General features: G+C 35.2%; 20 protein-coding genes. 16 read left to right on the top strand and 4 right to left on the bottom strand.

Annotated features, from left to right (window positions below; all coding sequences use genetic code 11):
* Nucleotides 1–33 precede the first annotated feature (33 nt).
* The 4 genes from BN1372_RS10590 to BN1372_RS10575 all read left to right on the top strand — a co-directional run bounded on the left by BN1372_RS10590 (nt 34) and on the right by BN1372_RS10575 (nt 3,622).
* Nucleotides 34–1,194 carry an MFS transporter gene (locus BN1372_RS10590; protein WP_074018180.1) on the top strand — a complete coding sequence of 387 codons (1,161 nt, stop codon included), beginning with the start codon at nt 34–36 and terminating at the stop codon, nt 1,192–1,194.
* Nucleotides 1,191–1,745: an RNA 2',3'-cyclic phosphodiesterase gene (gene thpR, locus BN1372_RS10585; protein ID WP_062199284.1), complete on the top strand. Its 555-nt coding sequence runs from the start codon at nt 1,191–1,193 to the stop codon at nt 1,743–1,745. Before BN1372_RS10590 ends, thpR begins: the two co-directional genes overlap by 4 nt.
* Nucleotides 1,746–1,762: 17 nt before the next feature.
* Nucleotides 1,763–2,671, top strand: coding sequence for a nuclease-related domain-containing protein (locus tag BN1372_RS10580; protein WP_062199282.1), 909 nt, complete (start codon nt 1,763–1,765; stop codon nt 2,669–2,671).
* Between the two features lie 111 nt (nt 2,672–2,782).
* On the top strand, nt 2,783–3,622 hold the full coding sequence (locus BN1372_RS10575) for a phosphotransferase family protein (protein ID WP_407656460.1): 840 nt from the start codon (nt 2,783–2,785) through the stop codon (nt 3,620–3,622).
* Between the two features lie 40 nt (nt 3,623–3,662).
* On the opposite strand, the gene BN1372_RS10570 is transcribed toward BN1372_RS10575, so the two are convergent.
* Complete coding sequence (locus BN1372_RS10570; protein WP_062199280.1) at nt 3,663–4,406, bottom strand: DUF3891 family protein; 744 nt, start codon at nt 4,404–4,406, stop codon at nt 3,663–3,665.
* Nucleotides 4,407–4,550: 144 nt separating this feature from the next.
* On the opposite strand from BN1372_RS10570, the gene trmB reads away from it, so the two are divergent.
* Both trmB and BN1372_RS10560 read left to right on the top strand, forming a co-directional pair.
* Complete coding sequence (gene trmB, locus BN1372_RS10565; protein WP_062199278.1) at nt 4,551–5,195, top strand: tRNA (guanosine(46)-N7)-methyltransferase TrmB; 645 nt, start codon at nt 4,551–4,553, stop codon at nt 5,193–5,195.
* A gap of 87 nt (nt 5,196–5,282) precedes the next feature.
* Nucleotides 5,283–6,125 (top strand): YtnP family quorum-quenching lactonase, encoded by an 843-nt coding sequence (locus BN1372_RS10560; RefSeq protein ID WP_062199277.1) that lies wholly within the window; start codon nt 5,283–5,285, stop codon nt 6,123–6,125.
* A 45-nt stretch (nt 6,126–6,170) separates the two neighbouring features.
* Here BN1372_RS10560 and cydB read toward each other — a convergent pair whose 3' ends face one another.
* Both cydB and BN1372_RS10550 read right to left on the bottom strand, forming a co-directional pair.
* A complete protein-coding gene (cydB, locus tag BN1372_RS10555; RefSeq protein WP_062199275.1) occupies nt 6,171–7,217 on the bottom strand; it encodes a cytochrome d ubiquinol oxidase subunit II in 1,047 nt (348 codons plus the stop codon).
* 15 nt (nt 7,218–7,232) lie between these two features.
* Nucleotides 7,233–8,588 (bottom strand): cytochrome ubiquinol oxidase subunit I, encoded by a 1,356-nt coding sequence (locus BN1372_RS10550; RefSeq protein ID WP_062199273.1) that lies wholly within the window; start codon nt 8,586–8,588, stop codon nt 7,233–7,235.
* A gap of 227 nt (nt 8,589–8,815) precedes the next feature.
* Here BN1372_RS10550 and BN1372_RS10545 point away from each other — a divergent pair, with 227 nt between their 5' ends.
* The 3 genes from BN1372_RS10545 (at nt 8,816) to BN1372_RS10535 (ending at nt 10,909) form a co-directional block, all read left to right on the top strand.
* The gene (locus tag BN1372_RS10545) at nt 8,816–9,616 is read left to right on the top strand and encodes a sensor histidine kinase (protein ID WP_062199271.1); all 801 of its coding nucleotides are present in this window, start codon (nt 8,816–8,818) and stop codon (nt 9,614–9,616) included.
* Nucleotides 9,617–9,648: 32 nt separating this feature from the next.
* Nucleotides 9,649–10,263: a response regulator transcription factor gene (locus BN1372_RS10540; protein WP_230198849.1), complete on the top strand. Its 615-nt coding sequence runs from the start codon at nt 9,649–9,651 to the stop codon at nt 10,261–10,263.
* Nucleotides 10,264–10,375: 112 nt separating this feature from the next.
* A complete protein-coding gene (locus BN1372_RS10535) occupies nt 10,376–10,909 on the top strand; it encodes a hypothetical protein (RefSeq protein WP_062199267.1) in 534 nt (177 codons plus the stop codon).
* Between the two features lie 106 nt (nt 10,910–11,015).
* Here the strand turns inward: BN1372_RS10535 and BN1372_RS10530 are convergent, their stop codons facing one another.
* Nucleotides 11,016–11,327, bottom strand: a complete 312-nt coding sequence (locus BN1372_RS10530) for a PepSY domain-containing protein (RefSeq protein WP_062199264.1) — start codon at nt 11,325–11,327, stop codon at nt 11,016–11,018.
* A 227-nt stretch (nt 11,328–11,554) separates the two neighbouring features.
* Between BN1372_RS10530 and BN1372_RS10525 the strand changes: the two genes are divergently transcribed.
* The 7 genes from BN1372_RS10525 (at nt 11,555) to BN1372_RS10495 (ending at nt 18,674) form a co-directional block, all read left to right on the top strand.
* Entirely contained in the window at nt 11,555–12,628 is a 1,074-nt protein-coding gene (locus BN1372_RS10525; RefSeq protein ID WP_062199263.1) for a M42 family metallopeptidase, read from the top strand.
* Between the two features lie 16 nt (nt 12,629–12,644).
* Nucleotides 12,645–13,073: a universal stress protein gene (locus BN1372_RS10520; protein WP_062199260.1), complete on the top strand. Its 429-nt coding sequence runs from the start codon at nt 12,645–12,647 to the stop codon at nt 13,071–13,073.
* Between the two features lie 268 nt (nt 13,074–13,341).
* Nucleotides 13,342–14,334, top strand: coding sequence for an endolytic transglycosylase MltG (mltG, locus tag BN1372_RS10515; protein WP_062199258.1), 993 nt, complete (start codon nt 13,342–13,344; stop codon nt 14,332–14,334).
* A 38-nt stretch (nt 14,335–14,372) separates the two neighbouring features.
* On the top strand, nt 14,373–14,705 hold the full coding sequence (locus BN1372_RS10510) for a thioredoxin family protein (protein WP_325062698.1): 333 nt from the start codon (nt 14,373–14,375) through the stop codon (nt 14,703–14,705).
* A gap of 134 nt (nt 14,706–14,839) precedes the next feature.
* The gene (locus BN1372_RS10505) at nt 14,840–15,640 is read left to right on the top strand and encodes a DUF1444 family protein (protein ID WP_062199255.1); all 801 of its coding nucleotides are present in this window, start codon (nt 14,840–14,842) and stop codon (nt 15,638–15,640) included.
* A 12-nt stretch (nt 15,641–15,652) separates the two neighbouring features.
* Nucleotides 15,653–16,258 (top strand): YtpR family tRNA-binding protein, encoded by a 606-nt coding sequence (gene ytpR, locus BN1372_RS10500; RefSeq protein ID WP_062199253.1) that lies wholly within the window; start codon nt 15,653–15,655, stop codon nt 16,256–16,258.
* A gap of 67 nt (nt 16,259–16,325) precedes the next feature.
* Entirely contained in the window at nt 16,326–18,674 is a 2,349-nt protein-coding gene (locus BN1372_RS10495; protein ID WP_407656475.1) for a DNA translocase FtsK, read from the top strand.
* Nucleotides 18,675–18,676 lie beyond the last annotated feature (2 nt).

Genomic DNA, 18,676 nt, shown 5'->3' with positions numbered 1-18,676 from the left:
TAGAGCGGTATTTTTTTACGAAGGAGTAGACAGGTGGAGAAAAAACAACTTATTTTGATATTAAAAAGCTTCTTTTTTGTTTTATTTTTTGGGTTTGGGAGTTTGTTTCCGTTGCTTAGTGTATATTTACAAAAAGAAGTTCATTTAACAGGTTCACAAATTGGAATTATAATGGCAACAGGACCAATTGTAATGATGTTAACTCAACCTTTTTGGGGAATGGTGACAGATTATTTTCAACGACCAAAATTTATTTTAATGTTGACGATGGCAATGACGGGATTGTTTAGTTTAGGGTATATCGTGACTGAACAATTTTGGCTCATTTTTTGTCTTACCATTGGGTTATCTTTATTTCAAGGGGCCATTATTCCAATTGCAGATAGTTTAACGTTAACGCACATGGAGATACTATCGTATAATTATGGCTCTATTCGTTTATACGGTGCGATAGGTTTTGCGTTCGGTGTGTTAGTGACAGGAATATTAGCAGATATGTTGTCCTCCACGTTTATTTTTTATAGTTTTTGCTCGATGCTGTTTGTTTCCATTGTGTTAGTAGCATTGGTGAAAGAAGAAAAGGTTACCGTACAGTCGAATATTTTAAAAGAAATAAAACATTTATTTTCCAATAAGAAAATTGTTCTTTTTTTTCTTGCATGCTTTTTAGTGTTTGGCCCAATTTATGCGAATGATTTTTACTTTGGTATGTATATTCATTTGCTAGGAGGGACATTAACAGGGGTAGGAGCTGCTTTTTTTCTTGCAGCTAGTAGTGAAGCGCCATTTATGAAATACAGTGAGTTATGGATGCATAAAGTAGGAGCGATTCCATTATTTATGATTGCAAGTATCGTGGCGATGAGTAGATGGATGTTGTACATCATAGAGCCACCTTTATTGATTGTATACATATCTACTATTATGCAAGGTGTAGCAACTGGTTTGACTATTCCGAGTGCCTTATATTTTATTCGAAAAGAGACGCCAAAACAAATTCAATCTACCGCCATTTCTGTTTATTACGCTATTAGCACAGGCCTAGGTGCTTTCTTTTGTACGTTACTAGGAGGATTTGTTTTAGAATATTTTTCGATGTTTACAATGTATTTCGTTTTTGCTTTATTAACTTTTTTAGGAATAATGACGATGATAATAATAGTAAGTTCTTTTAAAAGGAGTAACGTGTCATGAAACAAATACCCCATTATTTTATTGGGATTGAAATTCCTTTATCAGTTAAAGAGGTATTACATACTTTTTCAAATGGATGTGTACCAAAAAATATATATAAAACCTGGACGTATAAAGATGATTTTCATATTACCCTTTCTTTTTTAGGAGCGGTCCAGAAAGAAGTATTAGGCATTCTTATAGAAAGGCTTCATAACTTACAAAATCGTTCGTTCTCCGCAACTTTAACAGAAATTGATACGTTTGGAAAAAAAGAAAGGCCACGTGTTTTGTATGTAACCGTACAAAAAGAAAAGGCGATTGTTCAGCTTTATGATGAGATACAAAAAATAGTAGAACAAACGTTAGGGCAAAAAGAAACTCGTCCTTATACGCCACATATTACGATTGCGAAAAAATGGAATCAGTCTTTTCGCTCGCACGATCTAAAAATAGAACAAGACCTTGATGTACCAATCACTTTTATGGTTAAACGGGTTCATGTATACAAAATAGAACCCAACAATCATCCGAAATATACAACGGTAGCAATGATTAATTTAGATTATTGAAATGGTAGGTGTATGATTTGGCGCAACTTATTAAACTAGAAGATTATGTGTCAAGATATGAACATGATATTTTGCAGTATCCAGGTCAATTTATTCGCTTAAAAACGCGCCGGTGGGAAGCTTTAAAAGAGCAATGGAGAAAGCACCAATATGGGCAAATAGAAAAAGAGGAACAAGAAAATTTCGAAGAATGGTTGCCAGAAAAAAAGAAACGAGTTTTCCCTTTTTTTAAGAAAAAGGAAATGAAGTTTCAAGTTCCAGCTTTTCCTCCACAACCAAAAGCGTTATATGAAAAAGCAGATACAATGGAAGAATTACGACAAGTTTTTTTAGATGAATTATTTCGCTTTCAATTGCGTTGGGCAAGTTCTACGAGACAACAAAAGTCGTATATTGATCGACAATATATGCGAGATGCTCGTCTACGATTTTTATTAGAGCAATTACCGGATCAATATTTAATATTTTATGAACCAGTATTTCGTATTAAAAAAGCACCAGTTGAATTAGACATTATTATTTTATCACCGGTAGAAGTGTTATCCGTTCGTTTTGTGGAAGGAATAAACTTTTCTGTTTTTTTAGGATCTTCGGAGAAGTTTTGGAAAGAAGTAGATAGTGATTACGAACAAAAAGTATTAAGCCCTTTAATTTCATTGAATCGAACTGCCAATATTATTAAATCAATATTACGAGAACATGGAATGGAAGATTTTCCAGTTCGTCAAGTCTTAGTTTCTCAACAATCTTTTATTGAATATCCAAATGTCCCGTTATCGTTACAAATAGTCGATCGAAGAAATTTTAAAGAATGGCATACACAACTTGTTCATCAACCATCTCCGTTAAAATTACAACAACTAAAGGTAGCACGTGTGATGTTAGATTATTGTAAAACGGTAAGCGTAAAGCGGAAAGAAGAATAAAAGATGATTTGGTATCAAGCACAAAAAAAGATTACATAAAATGATGTTTATTTTTCGCGATATATGATAAAATTTTAGAATATGCTAAAATTTAAAAGTGCGTGATAAATTATGATAATATTTCCAAATGAATGTGGACAACAAAAAGAAAAAATACATATTTCAGCTTTGAAAAATATTTTAGGTCAAGAATGGGAAGTTTCTTCGGCTGGGGGAGCAACAGGAGAAGCTTATTTTGCATCTAGTGGAGCAAAACAGTTATTTTTAAAGCGAAATTCTTCCCCTTTTTTAGCTGTGCTTTCTGTAGAAGGAATCGTGCCAAAATTGCTTTGGACGAAACGATTAGAGAATGGCGATGTCATTACTGCGCAGCGATGGGTAAAAGGCCGAGAACTGAAAGCAAGCGAGATGAACCAACCGATGATAGCGGAATTACTAAGTCGGATTCATCATTCGAAAGAACTGTTAGAAATGTTAAAACGATTAGGAAAAGCTCCTTTGTCACCAGTGACGATACTTGAAAAATTAAAACAATGGCAAGTAAAAAGCGGCTTATCAGATGCCCTGTTTACCCAGGCGATTGCTTTTTTAGAGAGAGAAATGAAAAGTATTGATACAAAGGAAATGGTCGTTTGTCATTGCGATGTGAATCATAATAATTGGATACAAGGAATAGATGGTTCCCTTTATTTAATTGATTGGGACGGAGCGATGGTCGCAGATCCAGCGCTAGATTTAGGATTACTTTTATATTGGTATATTGATGAAACAGAGTGGGAAACATGGCTTGAAGCATACGGTTGTCCGTTAACTGATGACTTGAAAAAACGAATGCAATGGTATGCCGTAGCAGAAGCGATGTACATGATGTTTTGGCATAATGTAAGAAGCGAAGTGACAGAAGTACAAAAATGGTATCATCATTTAGCTTCATGGCTTCCTAAAAAGTAACAAGAGCAACTAGTATAGATAATTAGTTGCTCTTGTTTTTTTAGATACCTGTATAAAGGGATTCTTCAGAAATAAAGGTTATCGTTTTGGAGTAAATAGTATGTAAATCAGGATCTAAATGGCCTAGTGATTTGCGGCATTTGCGATAATGAATTTTTGCTTGAAATGATTCGACAAACATAAAAGGTTCGACTAATATCGTGCGTTCATTTAACCACTTTACTTGTACGTTAAGATTTAAGGATTTATTGAAAATACCATTTTTATACCATGGATGTTCATTTTCTTTGCTTACTCCTGGGGGATTTAAACAAGTATAAAGGGATAAATCATCAAAAAATTGTAGCCAGAAAAAATCAGTATCTGTTTTTGGATATTTAAAACTTTTCTTTAGTCGTTCTCTTCGTTCTTTTTCTGTTTGTAAAAAAGTGACCACTTGTGTATCAGTCGCATTCTTTTTAAAAAATGAACAGTAATGAAGAGATGTTAAATAAGCACCATATTTTGTCATTTTTTCTAGCTTATCGATTCCTTTTTGATACATCGGTAATCGAATGGAGATAGGTAATGTGATGAAATCATATGGTTTTCTGTTAATCTCGTCCCAAGGTAAGTCATAGTCTAAATCAATCCAACTCGTATCATGTAAAGCAGTTGCTAGCGAAAGTTCATAGTGATGTTCTGGATATTTAGGGTGTAAGTAATGCGCAAAACAACCAGATAATAATGCATGTTCATGTTGATCAATTAATAAATAATGTGTTTCATTTTCCAGCACAATCATTCTTGTTCATTCCTTTCATCTCTATTGCCATGTTACCCGTTTAAGCAAAGAAAAAAACCCGTTCGATAGTTTCTCTTTTCTTTCGAATTTTTTCGTGTTAATGTTACAGAGAGAAGAAATATTTTCAGATTAGGAAGTGAAAAAATGCGCCTTAGAAATAAACCGTGGGCAGCGGAGAAACTTGCCAATCATCCAGACATTGTGATTGCTAATCCTACAGCATCCAAAGGAAAATGGAAAGAATTAATTTTTAAAAATGAAAATCCGATTCATATTGAAGTAGGAACAGGGAAAGGTCAATTCGTAACTGGAATGGCAAAAGCAAATCCTACAGTTAATTATATCGGAATTGAAGTATATAAAAGCGTGATTGTCACTGCTTTAGATAAAGCAATTTTAGCAGATGTCCCGAATGTTAAATTATTAAATGTGGATGCAGCGGATCTTTTAACCATTTTTGCACCAAATGAGTTAGAACGTGTCTACTTAAACTTCTCAGATCCATGGCCAAAACAACGACACGCGAAACGACGATTAACGTATCGAAGCTTTTTAGAAATGTATAATGAAATAACGGATGAAAAAGGAGAAGTACATTTTAAAACTGATAATCAACATTTATTTGAGTTTTCATTGGAAAGTTTTTCAGCATACAATATGTTGCTTAAAAATATTAGTTTAGATTTACACAAAAGTACATTCGAAGGTAACATTATGACAGAGTATGAAGAAAAATTTTCATCTCAGGGAATGAGAATATATCGATGTGAAGCAGCATTTAGGAACTAGTTCACTATAAAACTAGTTCTTTTTTTTAACTTCCTTATGGTATGATGAAAATGTAATCATCTATTTTTTACTGGTGGAGGAGATATTATGGAACAATGGAAAAATGGGGAATTAACAATTACGTGGTTGCGTGGAGGAATTACCCATCTAGATGGTGGGGCAATGTTTGGTGTGGTACCGAAGCCATTATGGAGCAGACATTATTCGGTTAACGATAACAATCAAATTCCACTTCGTACAGACCCGATGCTCATTACATTCCAAGGAAAAAAAATTTTAGTGGAATCAGGTATTGGAAATGGGAAAATGAACGATAAAATGAAGCGAAATTTTGGGGTATTAGAAGAGTCATTTGTCGAAGAAGATTTAGCGGGACTTGGATTAAAACCGAGTGATATTGATATTATTTTAATGACTCATCTTCATTTTGATCATGCTTGTGGGTTAACAGCTCCAAACGGAGACACTTATACATCTGTTTTTGAGAACGCTATCATTTATACGACGGAAACAGAATGGAATGAAATGAGAAATCCTAATATTCGTTCGAAAAATACGTATTGGAAAGAAAACTGGGAAGCAATTGAGGGACAAATTCGTACATTTGAAAAAGAAATAGAAGTTTTACCGGGATTAAAGATGATGCATACTGGTGGCCATAGCGATGGACATGCTATTATTCACATCGAACATAATGGAGAACATCTCTATCATTTAGCAGATATATATGCGACCACAGCGCATGCGAATCCGCTTTGGGTAATGGCATATGATGATTATCCTATGGACTCTATTTTTGCAAAGCAAGCGCTTCTGAAAGAGATATATGAAAATGAAGCGTGGTTATTGTTTTATCATGATGCCTTTACACGCGCGATTAAATTTAACAAAAACGGAGAAGTAACGAAAGAAATAAAACGGAATATATAAAAAGAAATCTCCTTGTTATTAAAACAAGGAGATTTCTTTTTTTGATTAATGATCGTATCCTGTAGCGTTTTCTGGTGTGATTTTTTTACGGAAAACACGGTACATTGTCAATTGATAAGCTAATACGATAGGTACAAAGATTAATGCAACGATAAACATAATTTTTAAGTTTAATGCACTACCTGCAGCGTCCATGATTTGAATGCTGTAAGCAGCATCAATTTTACTTGGTAACATGTTAGGGAACATTCCGGCAAATCCTGTAGCCATAAATGTTGCGATTGATGCTGTAATCATACCAAAAGCTTTACCAAATTGTTTTTTCTTTAAAAATGGTTTTACTAAAATTAAAAATACAACAGATAATAAAGGTAATACATAAAGGATTGGATAATCAGCAAATTTGTCTAATAAAGGTGTTTGGTTGTTTGTTGCTACAAAGAAAATAAGTAGCAAGATTAATGAAATTGGCCAAACGATATTTGCAATTTTCCAAGAACGTTCTACCACTGGACCTTCATTTTTTACACCGATCCATGTTGCACCTGAAACTAAGAATAATGTAACAAATAGTAGTCCACCTAATAATCCGTATGGTGTTAATAGACTGATTAAAGAACCTTCATACACATAATCTAATGGACCGTTTTGACGAATTAAAAGTCCATCGAAAAGGTTCGCAAATGCTACACCGAAGAATAAAGGAATAATAAAACTACCAGTGAAGAATGCCCATTTCCAAGCATTTTTCCATTTTTCTGTACTGTGTTTATGCATAAATTCTAATCCAGCTGCGCGGAAGAATAATGCAAATAAAATAATCATTAATGGTGTGTATAAAAAACTAAACATTAAAGCGTACGTAAGCGGGAAGGCTGCAAATGTTGCACCACCTGCTGTAATTAACCAAACTTCATTACCGCCCCAGAAAGGACCAATTGTTTGTTGTAATTGTTTTTGATCTTGATCATTTTTTGTTACGAATGGGAAGAGCATCCCAGTACCTAAACCATAAGCGTCAAGCATAAAATACATTGCCCAAATAACGCCCCAAAGAACGAACCATATAATGGCTAATGTTTCGTGAGACATGTTCCAAATCCCTCCTTATCCAGCAACCACTTGTTTTGTGTCAGTACGATCGTCCTCTTTTGCAGGACCAGCTTTTGCATATTTCTTCAATAAGAAGACGTCAGCGATAATTAAAATAGTATAGAATAAAATTAAACCGATAAGTGAGAACCAAATTTGACTTGTTGATATTGGTGATACAGAATCAGCAGTTCTCATTAAACCATATACTGTCCAAGGTTGGCGTCCTACTTCAGCAACAACCCAACCTAAGTTAATCGCGACATAAGGTAATAACATAGACCATAAAACAGTTTTTAAATAGCGACGTGATTGTTGGATTTTTCCTTTTTTGAATAAGTAGAAACCGATCCAAGCTAATGCTAAGAAATAAGTTCCTAATGCAACCATTCCACGGAAACTATAGAATACGATAGCAACTGGTGGTCTTTCGTCTTTTGGAATTTCGTTAAATCCTTTGATTTCACCATCAAAACTGTTTGTATAGAACATACTACCAAGTCCTGGAATTGATAATGCTTCTACTTTGTTTCGTTCATTTTTTTCATCAGGAATCTGAATAATATGGAATGGAGCTCCTTTTTCAGTTTCCCAAACGGCTTCTAAAGCAGCACCTTTTGCAGGGTTTGCTTGAGCAGAATAAATACCATGTTGGTGACCGATAAATGGTGTTGCAGTAGCTGCAAGAACAGCCATTACTAAAGCAATTTTAAATGATTTAGTGAAAAATTCCACTTCATTTTTACGTAATAGGTGATAAGCACTTACCCCCATTACGAAGAAAGAACCTACGATATAACAGCCAATCACTGTGTGAACTAACATGAACCATGTATATGGGTTTGTTAATAATTCACCAAAGTTTGCAAGTTCTACACGGTTTAACTCTTCGTTGATTTTATAACCAACTGGGTGTTGCATAAATCCGTTAGCTGTAATAATCCATAAAGCTGAGATGTTTGTACCGAGTGCAACCATCCACATAGAGAATGCGCGCATTTTTGGTGAAATTTTATCTTTACCAAAAATCCATAAACCAATAAACGTTGATTCAAGGAAGAAAGCAACTAATGCTTCAATTGCAAGTGGTGATCCGAAAATATCACCCATGTACTTAGAGTATTCAGACCAGTTCGTACCAAACTGGAACTCCATCGTAATACCGGTAACAACTCCGAGTACGAAGTTAATTGTAAAGAGTTTTCCCCAAAAGTCTGCCATTCGACGGTATAGTGGGTTTTTGGTTTTCGCATGTAATGTTTCCATTACCGCAACCAGGATTACGAGTCCAATTGTTAGTGGAACGAAAAGGAAGTGATAAGCAATTGTAATCCCGAATTGAAGGCGACTAAGTAATAATACATCACCCATGAGTAAATCCTCCTTTAAACTAGTAGAATGAAAGTCATGATACTATAAATCCAAAAAGCTAAAAAAGAAATAAGTAATACAAAATCATGCTGTTACTAAACATTGTAAAAAGAAAAAAGCGCTTTCCCTATAAGGTAATTCCCCTATAAAATAGATTTTAACCCTATATTTTTGAACAATCATTGTCGGAATTGTTATCGAATTGTTAACAAAGGGAGGAAACGAAAATGGAAAAAAATCTTTTTGAATTGATGGTTGAGCACTTTCCATATCCGATTTTAGTTCTAAGAAATGATAAGGAAATCATCTTTAAAAATGTTCCTATAAACGAAAAAACAGTCCAAAAGTTAAATGATTATGAGACGAAGCGAGTAATTTTTCTTGAAAATCACACTAAATATGAAATGATAATAATAGAGGGAGAGAAAAATGAAACAATAATAGAGCAAACGCAAAAACAGTGGGCTCGTATTTTACATGATGATATTGCGCAATCATTATTTTCATTATTTTTGTACGTTCAATCATGTAAAAAGAAACAAAAAAATGCATCTGGCATTGATTTTGAAGTGATGGAAAACATAATAGAAGAAATGTTAGAAAAAGTAAGAGGGCTTTCGCGAGAAATTCGTAACGAAACAGCCAATCATTCTTTTGCGCAACAATTAGAAGAAGAAATAAAAAAATGGAATGACTGGTCGTCTTTTCACGTAATGTGGAAAAAACATGCTACTGGTGAGGAGATTCAACCGATTATGACGGCTGATGTTATTTTCATCATAAAAGAAGCCGTGATGAACGCAATGCGCCATAGTAACGGAGAAACCATTATGATTCATACGTATAAAACAGATGGACGTTTTTATTTTGTTATTCAAGATGACGGAGAAGGATTTCAAGCAACAAAAACAAAAAGTGGTTTAGGGAGTTATCATATGAAAGAAAGAGCGGAAAAATGGGGAGGATCTGTCGGGATTCAATCAATGGAAAAGCAAGGGACAGTCGTCACAGGATGGATTCCTCTGTAAAAAATAAAGGAGAGATACGTAAGGTGAAAGTGATGATTGTGGATGACCATGCGATTGTTCGCGAAGGTCTTTCTGTACTATTAAAGGATTTATGTGAAATAGAATATATTATCCACGCGTCAGACGGTAGAGAAGCAATAGAAAAGTCTCGCAAGGTGGAGCTAGACGTTATTATATTAGATGTATCACTTCCTGAGGGTGGATTAACGGGATTTGAAACGTTAGAACAGTTACGTATATTGCATCAAAAAGCAAAAATTATTATGTTTTCGATGTATGAAGATATTCATTTTCAAAAAGAAGCAGCAGATAAAGGGGCGGACGGTTATTTAGTTAAGCGCGCAAATGGGAATGAATTAATGGAGCAGTTTAGCGACATTTTGAACGGAAAAAAAGTTTTTTCTGCTTTGCACTTTTTTGAAGAAAAAGAAGTCGATATGAAAGAGCAGTTTGAATTACCAATTACAGCACGCGAAAAAGAAATATTTATTTTAACGGTTCGTGGATATTCCCAAAAGGAAATCGCGGAACAATTAGGAATTGCGATTAAAACAGTCGAAAATCACCGTCGTAATATTTCTAAAAAATTAAAATGTAAAAAAAGAAGTGACTGGTTAGATGTGGCAAAAGAGTATCAATTAATTTAAAAAAGAAGTGACAGATGACAAAAAGTAAAAAATAGTTCACAATTATATAGGAAAACTGTTAAAATGATTATGGTGTAATCTATTTCATACTTTAAGAAAAAGGGGGATTATGATGAAGAAGTGGCTCCAAGCATTATTGGCGATGGTTGTAGTTGTGGCGGCGTTTGGCTTCGCAGGGACAGCCCAAGCAGCAGATAAAATGAAAGATGCAGTCAACGAACAATTAGCAGGTCTTCATTATGACTATAAAAAAGACTCTGTAACACTTCGTAACGTTGAAACTGTTAAATTAGCAAAACCAACAGACAGTGGCATTAAAGAAGTTAAAATTGGAATTGCTGAATTTAGCACGTATCGCGATGGCATTTTCTATTTCCACAACGAAGACTTTGTTTATTTTGACACAGATAAACAAAAGGCGATTACATACCAAGAAGTTGCCGGTGATAAAAATGTAGAGCAATACCGTGCAGATCACAAAGGTATCCCTGTTAAAACATTAAACATTTGGCCAATGATGTTATTATTATCATTAGTTCTTATCGTGCCAGCATATTTAATGTACGTATGGGGAAGTCGTCAATATTCTACAACAACGTGGAAAAATGCAAACAACCTGTATGGAAATGACGCTAGCTATCGCTAAGCGTAAAAACGTATGAGTATAGTGAATAAAAAACCTCCTAGCTAGTAGGAGGTTTTTTATTATAGAAAAAGAGATAAATGATGTGGGATTACATAAAATATAACTGTTATTGTTTTGTAGCACTTAAAATCGTACCTGTATCTGCGTCTACGAGAAATTCGTAATGATGGATTTCTCCTTGTTCATTTAATGTCAGCCCACCTTGATAGACGGTATAAGAAAGCCCATTTTTACGGAAATTCTCTTGTTTTGTATGAATCCAAGACCCTTCAATCTCACCATTTACTGCAAATTTTGCTTTTGCTACTTTTAGTGCTTGCTCTGGTGTAATCATTGTTGATTCTTTTACCTTTTTGTTTAGTACATACCCTGCAAGAACTCCGATTCCAAGTGATAAAAGGACATTTCGTTTACTCATTTTAACTCCTCCTAAAACGTACATAGTTAAATTTAAGTATAATAGATAGTGAACAAAAATGAAATGAATACTACTAGTTATCGGTGAGAGTGGCATCTTTTTTTGTCATTAGCTAAAATAATAAAAGAAAAGCGTATGATGATGCATATGCGCCCTTTTCAATCCTCTCTCTTTACATGGTAAGGAGAGAAAAGGAAGAAAGGATTAAACAAAAGGAGTCTTTATTTATGGAAAAAGATACATTACAGCTATTTAAAACGCTAACAGAACTTCCAGGAGCGTCAGGATTTGAGCATGGGGTTCGCGCTTTTATGAAAACCGAATTAGAAAAATATAGTGATCGAATTATTCAAGATCGATTAGGCAGTATTTTTGGAGTGAAAGAAGGACCAGAACAAGGTCCTAAAGTAATGGTTGCTGGTCACATGGATGAAGTTGGTTTTTTAGTCACTCAAATTACTGATAAAGGATTGTTACGATTTCAACCACTAGGAGGTTGGTGGAGTCAAGTTTTACTCGCTCAACGTGTGCAAGTGATGACAAAGGATGGTCCTATTCCAGGAGTGATTGCTTCTATTCCTCCACATTTATTAGACGAAAGTTTACGAAACAAACCGATGAAAATGGAAAATATGTTAATCGATATCGGAGCAGATGATAAAGAAGATGCCCAAAACATGGGAGTACGTCCAGGGCAATTTGTTGTTCCAATTTGTCCATTTACCGTGATGAAAAATCCTAAAAAAATTATGGCGAAAGCATGGGATAATCGTTACGGATGTGGGCTTAGTATTGAACTATTAAAAGAATTGAAAGATGAAACATTGCCAAACACCTTATTTTCAGGAGCAACTGTTCAAGAAGAAGTTGGACTTCGCGGAGCACAAACAGCAGCCAATATGATTCAACCAGATATCTTTTACGCGTTAGATGCATCTCCTGCCAACGATGCATCAGGGGATAAGCAAGCGTTTGGACAATTAGGAAAAGGTACGCTGTTACGAATTTTTGACCGTACGATGGTTACAAATAAATCATTAAGGGAATTTATATTAGATACAGCAGAAACGCATAACATTCCTTATCAATACTTTGTTTCACCAGGTGGTACAGATGCAGGACGTGTTCATTTAACAAATGAAGGAGTACCATCTGCTGTTATTGGTATTTGTTCTCGATATATTCACACATCTGCATCTATTATTCACGTAGATGATTATTTAGCAGCAAAAGAATTAATTATTCAGTTAGTAAAAACGACAGACAAATCGACACTTGCTACTATTTTAAATCATCAATAAAAGGAGATAGGTAAACATGAAAAAAGTACTCGTCCCAATCGATGGCTCAGAAAATGCCATTCGTGCTCTTGAATATGCGCTTGATTTAAGATCTACTCACTTTCCATCGTTAGAAATTGTGATGATTAATGTTCAAGCTCCGATTCATTTAAATCATGGTCGTCTTTTCGTTAACGAACATGATTTAGCAATTTATTATAATGATGAATCAGAAATAGCGCTTAAATCAGCACGTGCTTTTTTACAAGAAAAAAATCAACAAGCAAGCGAAATGAAAAAAGTTGGACCAATTGCCGAAACTATTTGTCAAGTAGCCGATGAGGAAAAATGTGATTCCATTATTATGGGAACACGCGGATTAGGAAAAGTAAAAAATATTGTTTTAGGTTCAGTTAGTACAAAGGTTATTTCTTTATGTAACGTTCCAATTACGCTTGTAAAATAAAAAAGGTGGTAGCTCTTCCATGAAGGGCTACCACTTTTTTTATCTCATGCCTGTCGCTGAGCAAGCCCCCCTCCGCTTTTTTTATAATCTAGCTCCGGGAGGCTAACGACTTCCGCTATAAGTCAAAGCCCTCCAGAAGCCAAAAGCACTTCTTCCGGTCTTCGCCTTATAGCTCTGTCGCTGAGCAAGCCTCCCTCCGCTTTTTTTATTTTCAGATGAAAGTTATTTTGTTGGAGAGGATATACTGAAAATAGAAAAGGAGGAAACAATGCGAAATTCGAAGTTATTTATAGCGTTGTTCGTTAGTATTTGTTTATTCTTTTTTTTAAAAGGAATGGATTCAAATGTTTCTTCTGTTCGTGTGACGATTCAACAAGAGGAATCGCTGATGACGGTTGCGAACCAATTAAAAGAACAAAAGGTGATTCAATTTCCTTTTTTATTTGTCGCATATGCAACATTACAAGGAAAAGATACAGCTATTCAGCCGGGAACATTTCTGCTTGAAACAAGCACCCCGTACCATATGGTGTTAAATACGATTACGAACCCACAGGAATCGATTACTTCTGTCAAAGTAGTGATTCCAGAAGGATTTACTGTTGAAGCAATAGCAGATCGTTTAGCAAAACATAACATAGTGGAGAAAGAAGATTTTTTAAAAGCCGCGAATAATGCAGCACTTATTCCAAAAGAATATGAGGATTGGTTTCCACAAAAACAAGAGGTATCGTATGTTTTTGAAGGATATTTATATCCCGATACGTATTGGCTACATGAAAAGATGACGGGGGGACAAGTGATAGCTACTTTGTTTCAGCGATTTGTACAAGTCATAAATACGATAGAAAAACCGAAACATATATCAATGGCAGAATGGGTCATTCTTGCTTCAATTATCGAAAAAGAAGCAGCACTTGTGTCGGAACAAAAAGCGATTAGTGGTGTATTTTATAATCGGATGAAAGAAGGATGGAAATTAGAATCTTGTGCTACGATTCAATATGCATTGCCAGAAAGAAAGCAACAATTGTTACTAGAAGATTTACAAATAGAGACACCTTATAATACGTACCGATATAAAGGATTACCAGTAGGAGCTATCGGAAATGCAGGAAAGCAAGCATTTTTCGCCGCTAGTAATCCCGAGAAACATTCGTATTTCTTTTTTGTCACGAAAAAGGACGGCACAAATGCTCATTATTTTTCCGAAACATTAGAAGAGCATCAACAGTATACCGATAAAAGCGGAAATGAATAGACGAAGAGAAGAAGGATTGATAATATAAAAAGAAAGAAATTAGACGAGGAGATGGTGAGATGGAAAAAATTACTTCACAAAGCCAGTTTGAACAAGTAATTAGTGAAGGGAAAACAATTGTTGTTTTTTCTGCTGATTGGTGCCCAGATTGTGTATTTATTCGTCCTTTTATGCCGGATGTGGAGAAAAAGTATAGCGAATATCGTTTTTATTTAGTAGAACGGGATGAAAATATTGACTTGATCACAAGTTTAGATATTTTCGGTATTCCAAGCTTTATCGCTTTTGAAAATGGACAAGAAATTGGACGTTTTGTTAATAAGGATCGTAAAACGCAAGCACAAATCGAAGCTTTTATTGAAGGTTTGTAAAAGAACGAAACGAGTCAAGAAAAAGAAGATAATCAAAGATGGTTATCTTCTTTTTCTTTCGACGAATAGAAATAACCCCTTTCATTTTTCTAAGAATCGGGATAATGGTACAATGAACAAGAGGAGGGGATGTAATGAATTCTAGACAACTAGTGGAGCGTTTACGAGAAGAATGTGAAAAAGAGCAATGGCTTTTTTCGTATAATCGTGAACAAGAATCTGTTCGGATTGAAAGTAAACGTGTGCAAAAAGGGGTAACCTTGAATTTATCGTCACTTCTTAGTAAAATCAATAAGCAACATGAAGCTGCTTACGAAGAAGTGCTTTATTATATAAGAGAAACGTTAACAACGATGGAAAAAGAACCTGTTGTTAGTCAAATCCAATCGATGATTTTTCCTGTGATCCGGTCTACGTCGTTTCCGAAAGAAACGGAAGATGGGAAAAAATTAGTTTTTGATGAACATACGAGTGAAACAGTTATTTATTATGCCATTGATTACGGAAAGACGTATCAATTGCTAGATGAAGCATTTTTAGAAAAAGAAAAAATTTCAAAAGAACAAATAAGAGAATGGGCAAATTGGAATTTGCATCGATTAAAAACGACGATAAAAAAAGATGAAGTAGCAGGAAATTCTTTTTATTTCGTGAATACAAATGATGGATACGATGCGAGCCGCATTTTAAATGAAACATTTTTAAGTAAAATAGAAAAAGAGATAGAAGGAAAAATGGCACTAGCAGTTCCGCATCAAGATGTTTTAATTATTGCGGATATTAAAAATAATCAAGGATATGATGTGTTAGGACAAATGACATTTCAATTTTTTATGAATGGAAGAAATCCTATTACAGCATTACCGCTTTTATATGAAGAAAAACATTTAGAACCAATTTTTATTTTAGCGAAGAAAAAACCAGTAAATGATTGAGAGGGATAGCAAATGAATGCATTTTATAATCCAGTAGGAATCGGGGATACGTTAATTATTATAGTAAAGGAAATTGATCGGTACAACGTGAAGGCAGAAGCGTGCGGAGACGTTGTTTGCTTGAAAGACGATACAAATGGTGAAGTCATTGGATACAATATTTTAAACGCTTCTAGTTATGGAAAAATCGATGCAAATGGTCAAGTAAAAGTAGATGAAGCATTTGTACAATTCATAGAAACCATCTTCCAAAAAAATGGAGTCGACTATACGTTAGAAGTAGACTTTTCTCCTAAATTTGTAGTTGGATATGTAGAAGAAAAAGAAAAACATCCAAATGCTGATAAATTATCGATTTGTAAAGTTAATGTAGGAACAGAAGTATTACAAATTGTATGCGGAGCACCAAATGTAGAGGCACAGCAAAAAGTAGTAGTTGCCAAAGTTGGAGCAGTAATGCCTAGTGGACTAATTATTAAACCAGCGAATCTTCGCGGCGTAGACTCGGCGGGAATGATTTGTTCTGCACGTGAATTAGCACTTCCGAATGCACCGCAAGAAAAAGGTATTCTTGTTTTAGATGAGTCAGCTGTTGTTGGAGAACCATTTACAAAATAACCACTAGATTCTCTAGTGGTTATTCGTCTTTTTATTGAGGTGATAAATGATGAGTGAAAATATATTCGTGAAATGGTGGAAAATGTTGTTTGCGAGTTTTGATGATGAAGAAATGGACGAAAAAACACCACCGCAAACTGTAAAGAAACGGAAGGAACAACCAGTCGAAGAAGAACCAGAAATTTTAATTTCTTCTCCTGGTAGAAGGAAAAAAAGACAACAAGAGATGCAACAAGATCATATAAGGAAATATAAACGCCCATCTGGACCGACTCCTATTCAACGAAAACAAACGTCCGGTGCTCGAATGACGTATCAATATCCAGGAAAAATACCATTTCGTTTTCCTATTATTTCTGATACAGAACCGATTGGGGAGGAAATTGTAGAACAAGTACGACGAGAAGAAAGTGTCCAACGTCCTGTAGAAAACATGACACCACCTTTCGAACAACCGACGAAAGAACGACCAAAACCAATAAAAAAATATTCCAATGGTCCATTTAAGCCACAAGATGTTCCTTCTCCTATTTATGGATTTCAAAAACAAAAAGAAGAGCCAGAGATTTTGCTTCATGCTGTTACGGAAACAATCCCTGAAGGAAACACCGAACAAGAAGAAAGAGAGTTTGGGGTACAACAAGAAGAGAAACAAGTAGGGACAGAAACAAAAGAAGCAACATCATTAGTTGTGGATGAAAGTAGCGATATGCTAGAAACGGAAAGTTGGCAACAAAATGAGGAACAGCAAGAAGAAGTGGGTGCCACGGAAGAAAGGGCGGAAGAAGAAAAAGAAATCCATGTTGAAGAGACAGACGATTTAGGATGGCACAAAGAGGAGACAAAAAACGAAGAAACATTGATCCATAGCACGAAACAAACGACGATGGTGGAAACGACACAAGAAGAGGTAGCGGTACAACATGCGCCAGTGAAAAAAGTGTCTTCAGCTTCTACGACTTTACCTATTAACGTATTAATGTTAGAAAAAGATCGTAAAAAGTTAGCACAAAAAAAGTCTCATGATTTTCCATCAATTACGTTACTAGATATTCCAAAGCGAGTAGAAGAGGATGATGAAACGTGGCTACAAGAGCAAAAACAATTGTTAAATGAAACGTTTGTGCATTTTAATGTACAAGCACATGTTGTGGCAATCACAAAAGGTCCGACAGTTACACGTTTTGAAGTGCAACCAGAAAAAGGAGTAAAGGTAAGTAAAATTACGAATTTAACGGATGATTTAAAATTAAGTTTAGCAGCGGAAGATATTCGGATTGAAGCGCCCATACCTGGGAAATCAACGGTTGGAATTGAAGTGCCGAATAAAAAACGAATGCCCGTTTTGCTTAGGGAAGTAGTACGCTCTCATGCTTTTACAAAACATCCATCGCCACTCGCAATTGCGCTAGGAAAAGACATTGAAGGAGAACCTATTGTAACAGATATTAAAAAGATGCCACACGGATTAATCGCTGGGGCAACAGGAAGCGGAAAAAGTGTTTGTATTAATGCAATGCTAGTAAGTTTATTGTATAAAGCAACACCACAAGACGTTCGACTACTTTTAATTGATCCAAAAATGGTGGAACTTGCTCCCTATCATCATTTGCCACATTTAGCTTGTCCAGTTATTACAGACGTAAAAGAAGCAACATTAGCGTTAAAATGGGCTGTGGATGAAATGGAAGCACGATATCAAAAATTTGCTACCTTAATGGTCCGTGATATTGAAAAATATAATCAAAAAAATCCAGCAGATAAATTACCTTATATCGTTGTGGTGATTGATGAATTAGCTGATTTAATGATGGTTGCTCCGCATGATGTGGAAGACTCTATTTGCCGGATTGCGCAAAAAGCTCGTGCTTGTGGTATTCATTTAATTGTTGCCACACAGCGTCCATCAGTGGATGTCATTACTGGTTTAATTAAAGCAAATATCCCTACACGTATCGCATTTAGTGTTTCTTCTCAAGTAGATTCTAGAACGATTATTGATTTTTCCGGAGCGGAAAAATTATTAGGAAGCGGCGATATGTTATTTATAGCGAATGGCTCAGGAAAGCCTGTCCGTTTACAAGGGAATTACGTATCGGATGAAGAAATTGAACGAATTACGGATGATATTCGAAAAAGTGGCTCGATTTCTTATTTATTTGAAAAAGAGGAATTACTAAAAAAAGAGGATATAGATTACGGAGAAGATGAGTTATTTACAGAAGCGTGCGAATTTGTCCTTCAACAAGGAAGTGCGTCTTCTTCTAGTTTACAACGACGTTTTCATATTGGATTTAACCGAGCAGCTCGGTTAATCGATATGATGGAAGCAAGAGGGCTTGTTTCTGGGCAAAATGGTAGTAAACCACGAGATGTTTTAATGGCCTATGATGAATTTTTTATCGATGAAGAGTAAAG

This window comes from Massilibacterium senegalense (genome assembly GCF_001375675.1).
GTDB classification, from domain to species: domain Bacteria; phylum Bacillota; class Bacilli; order Bacillales; family Massilibacteriaceae; genus Massilibacterium; species Massilibacterium senegalense.
Note: the sequence above shows the minus strand (reverse complement) of the source record. Positions and strands in the feature narration are given on the sequence as shown.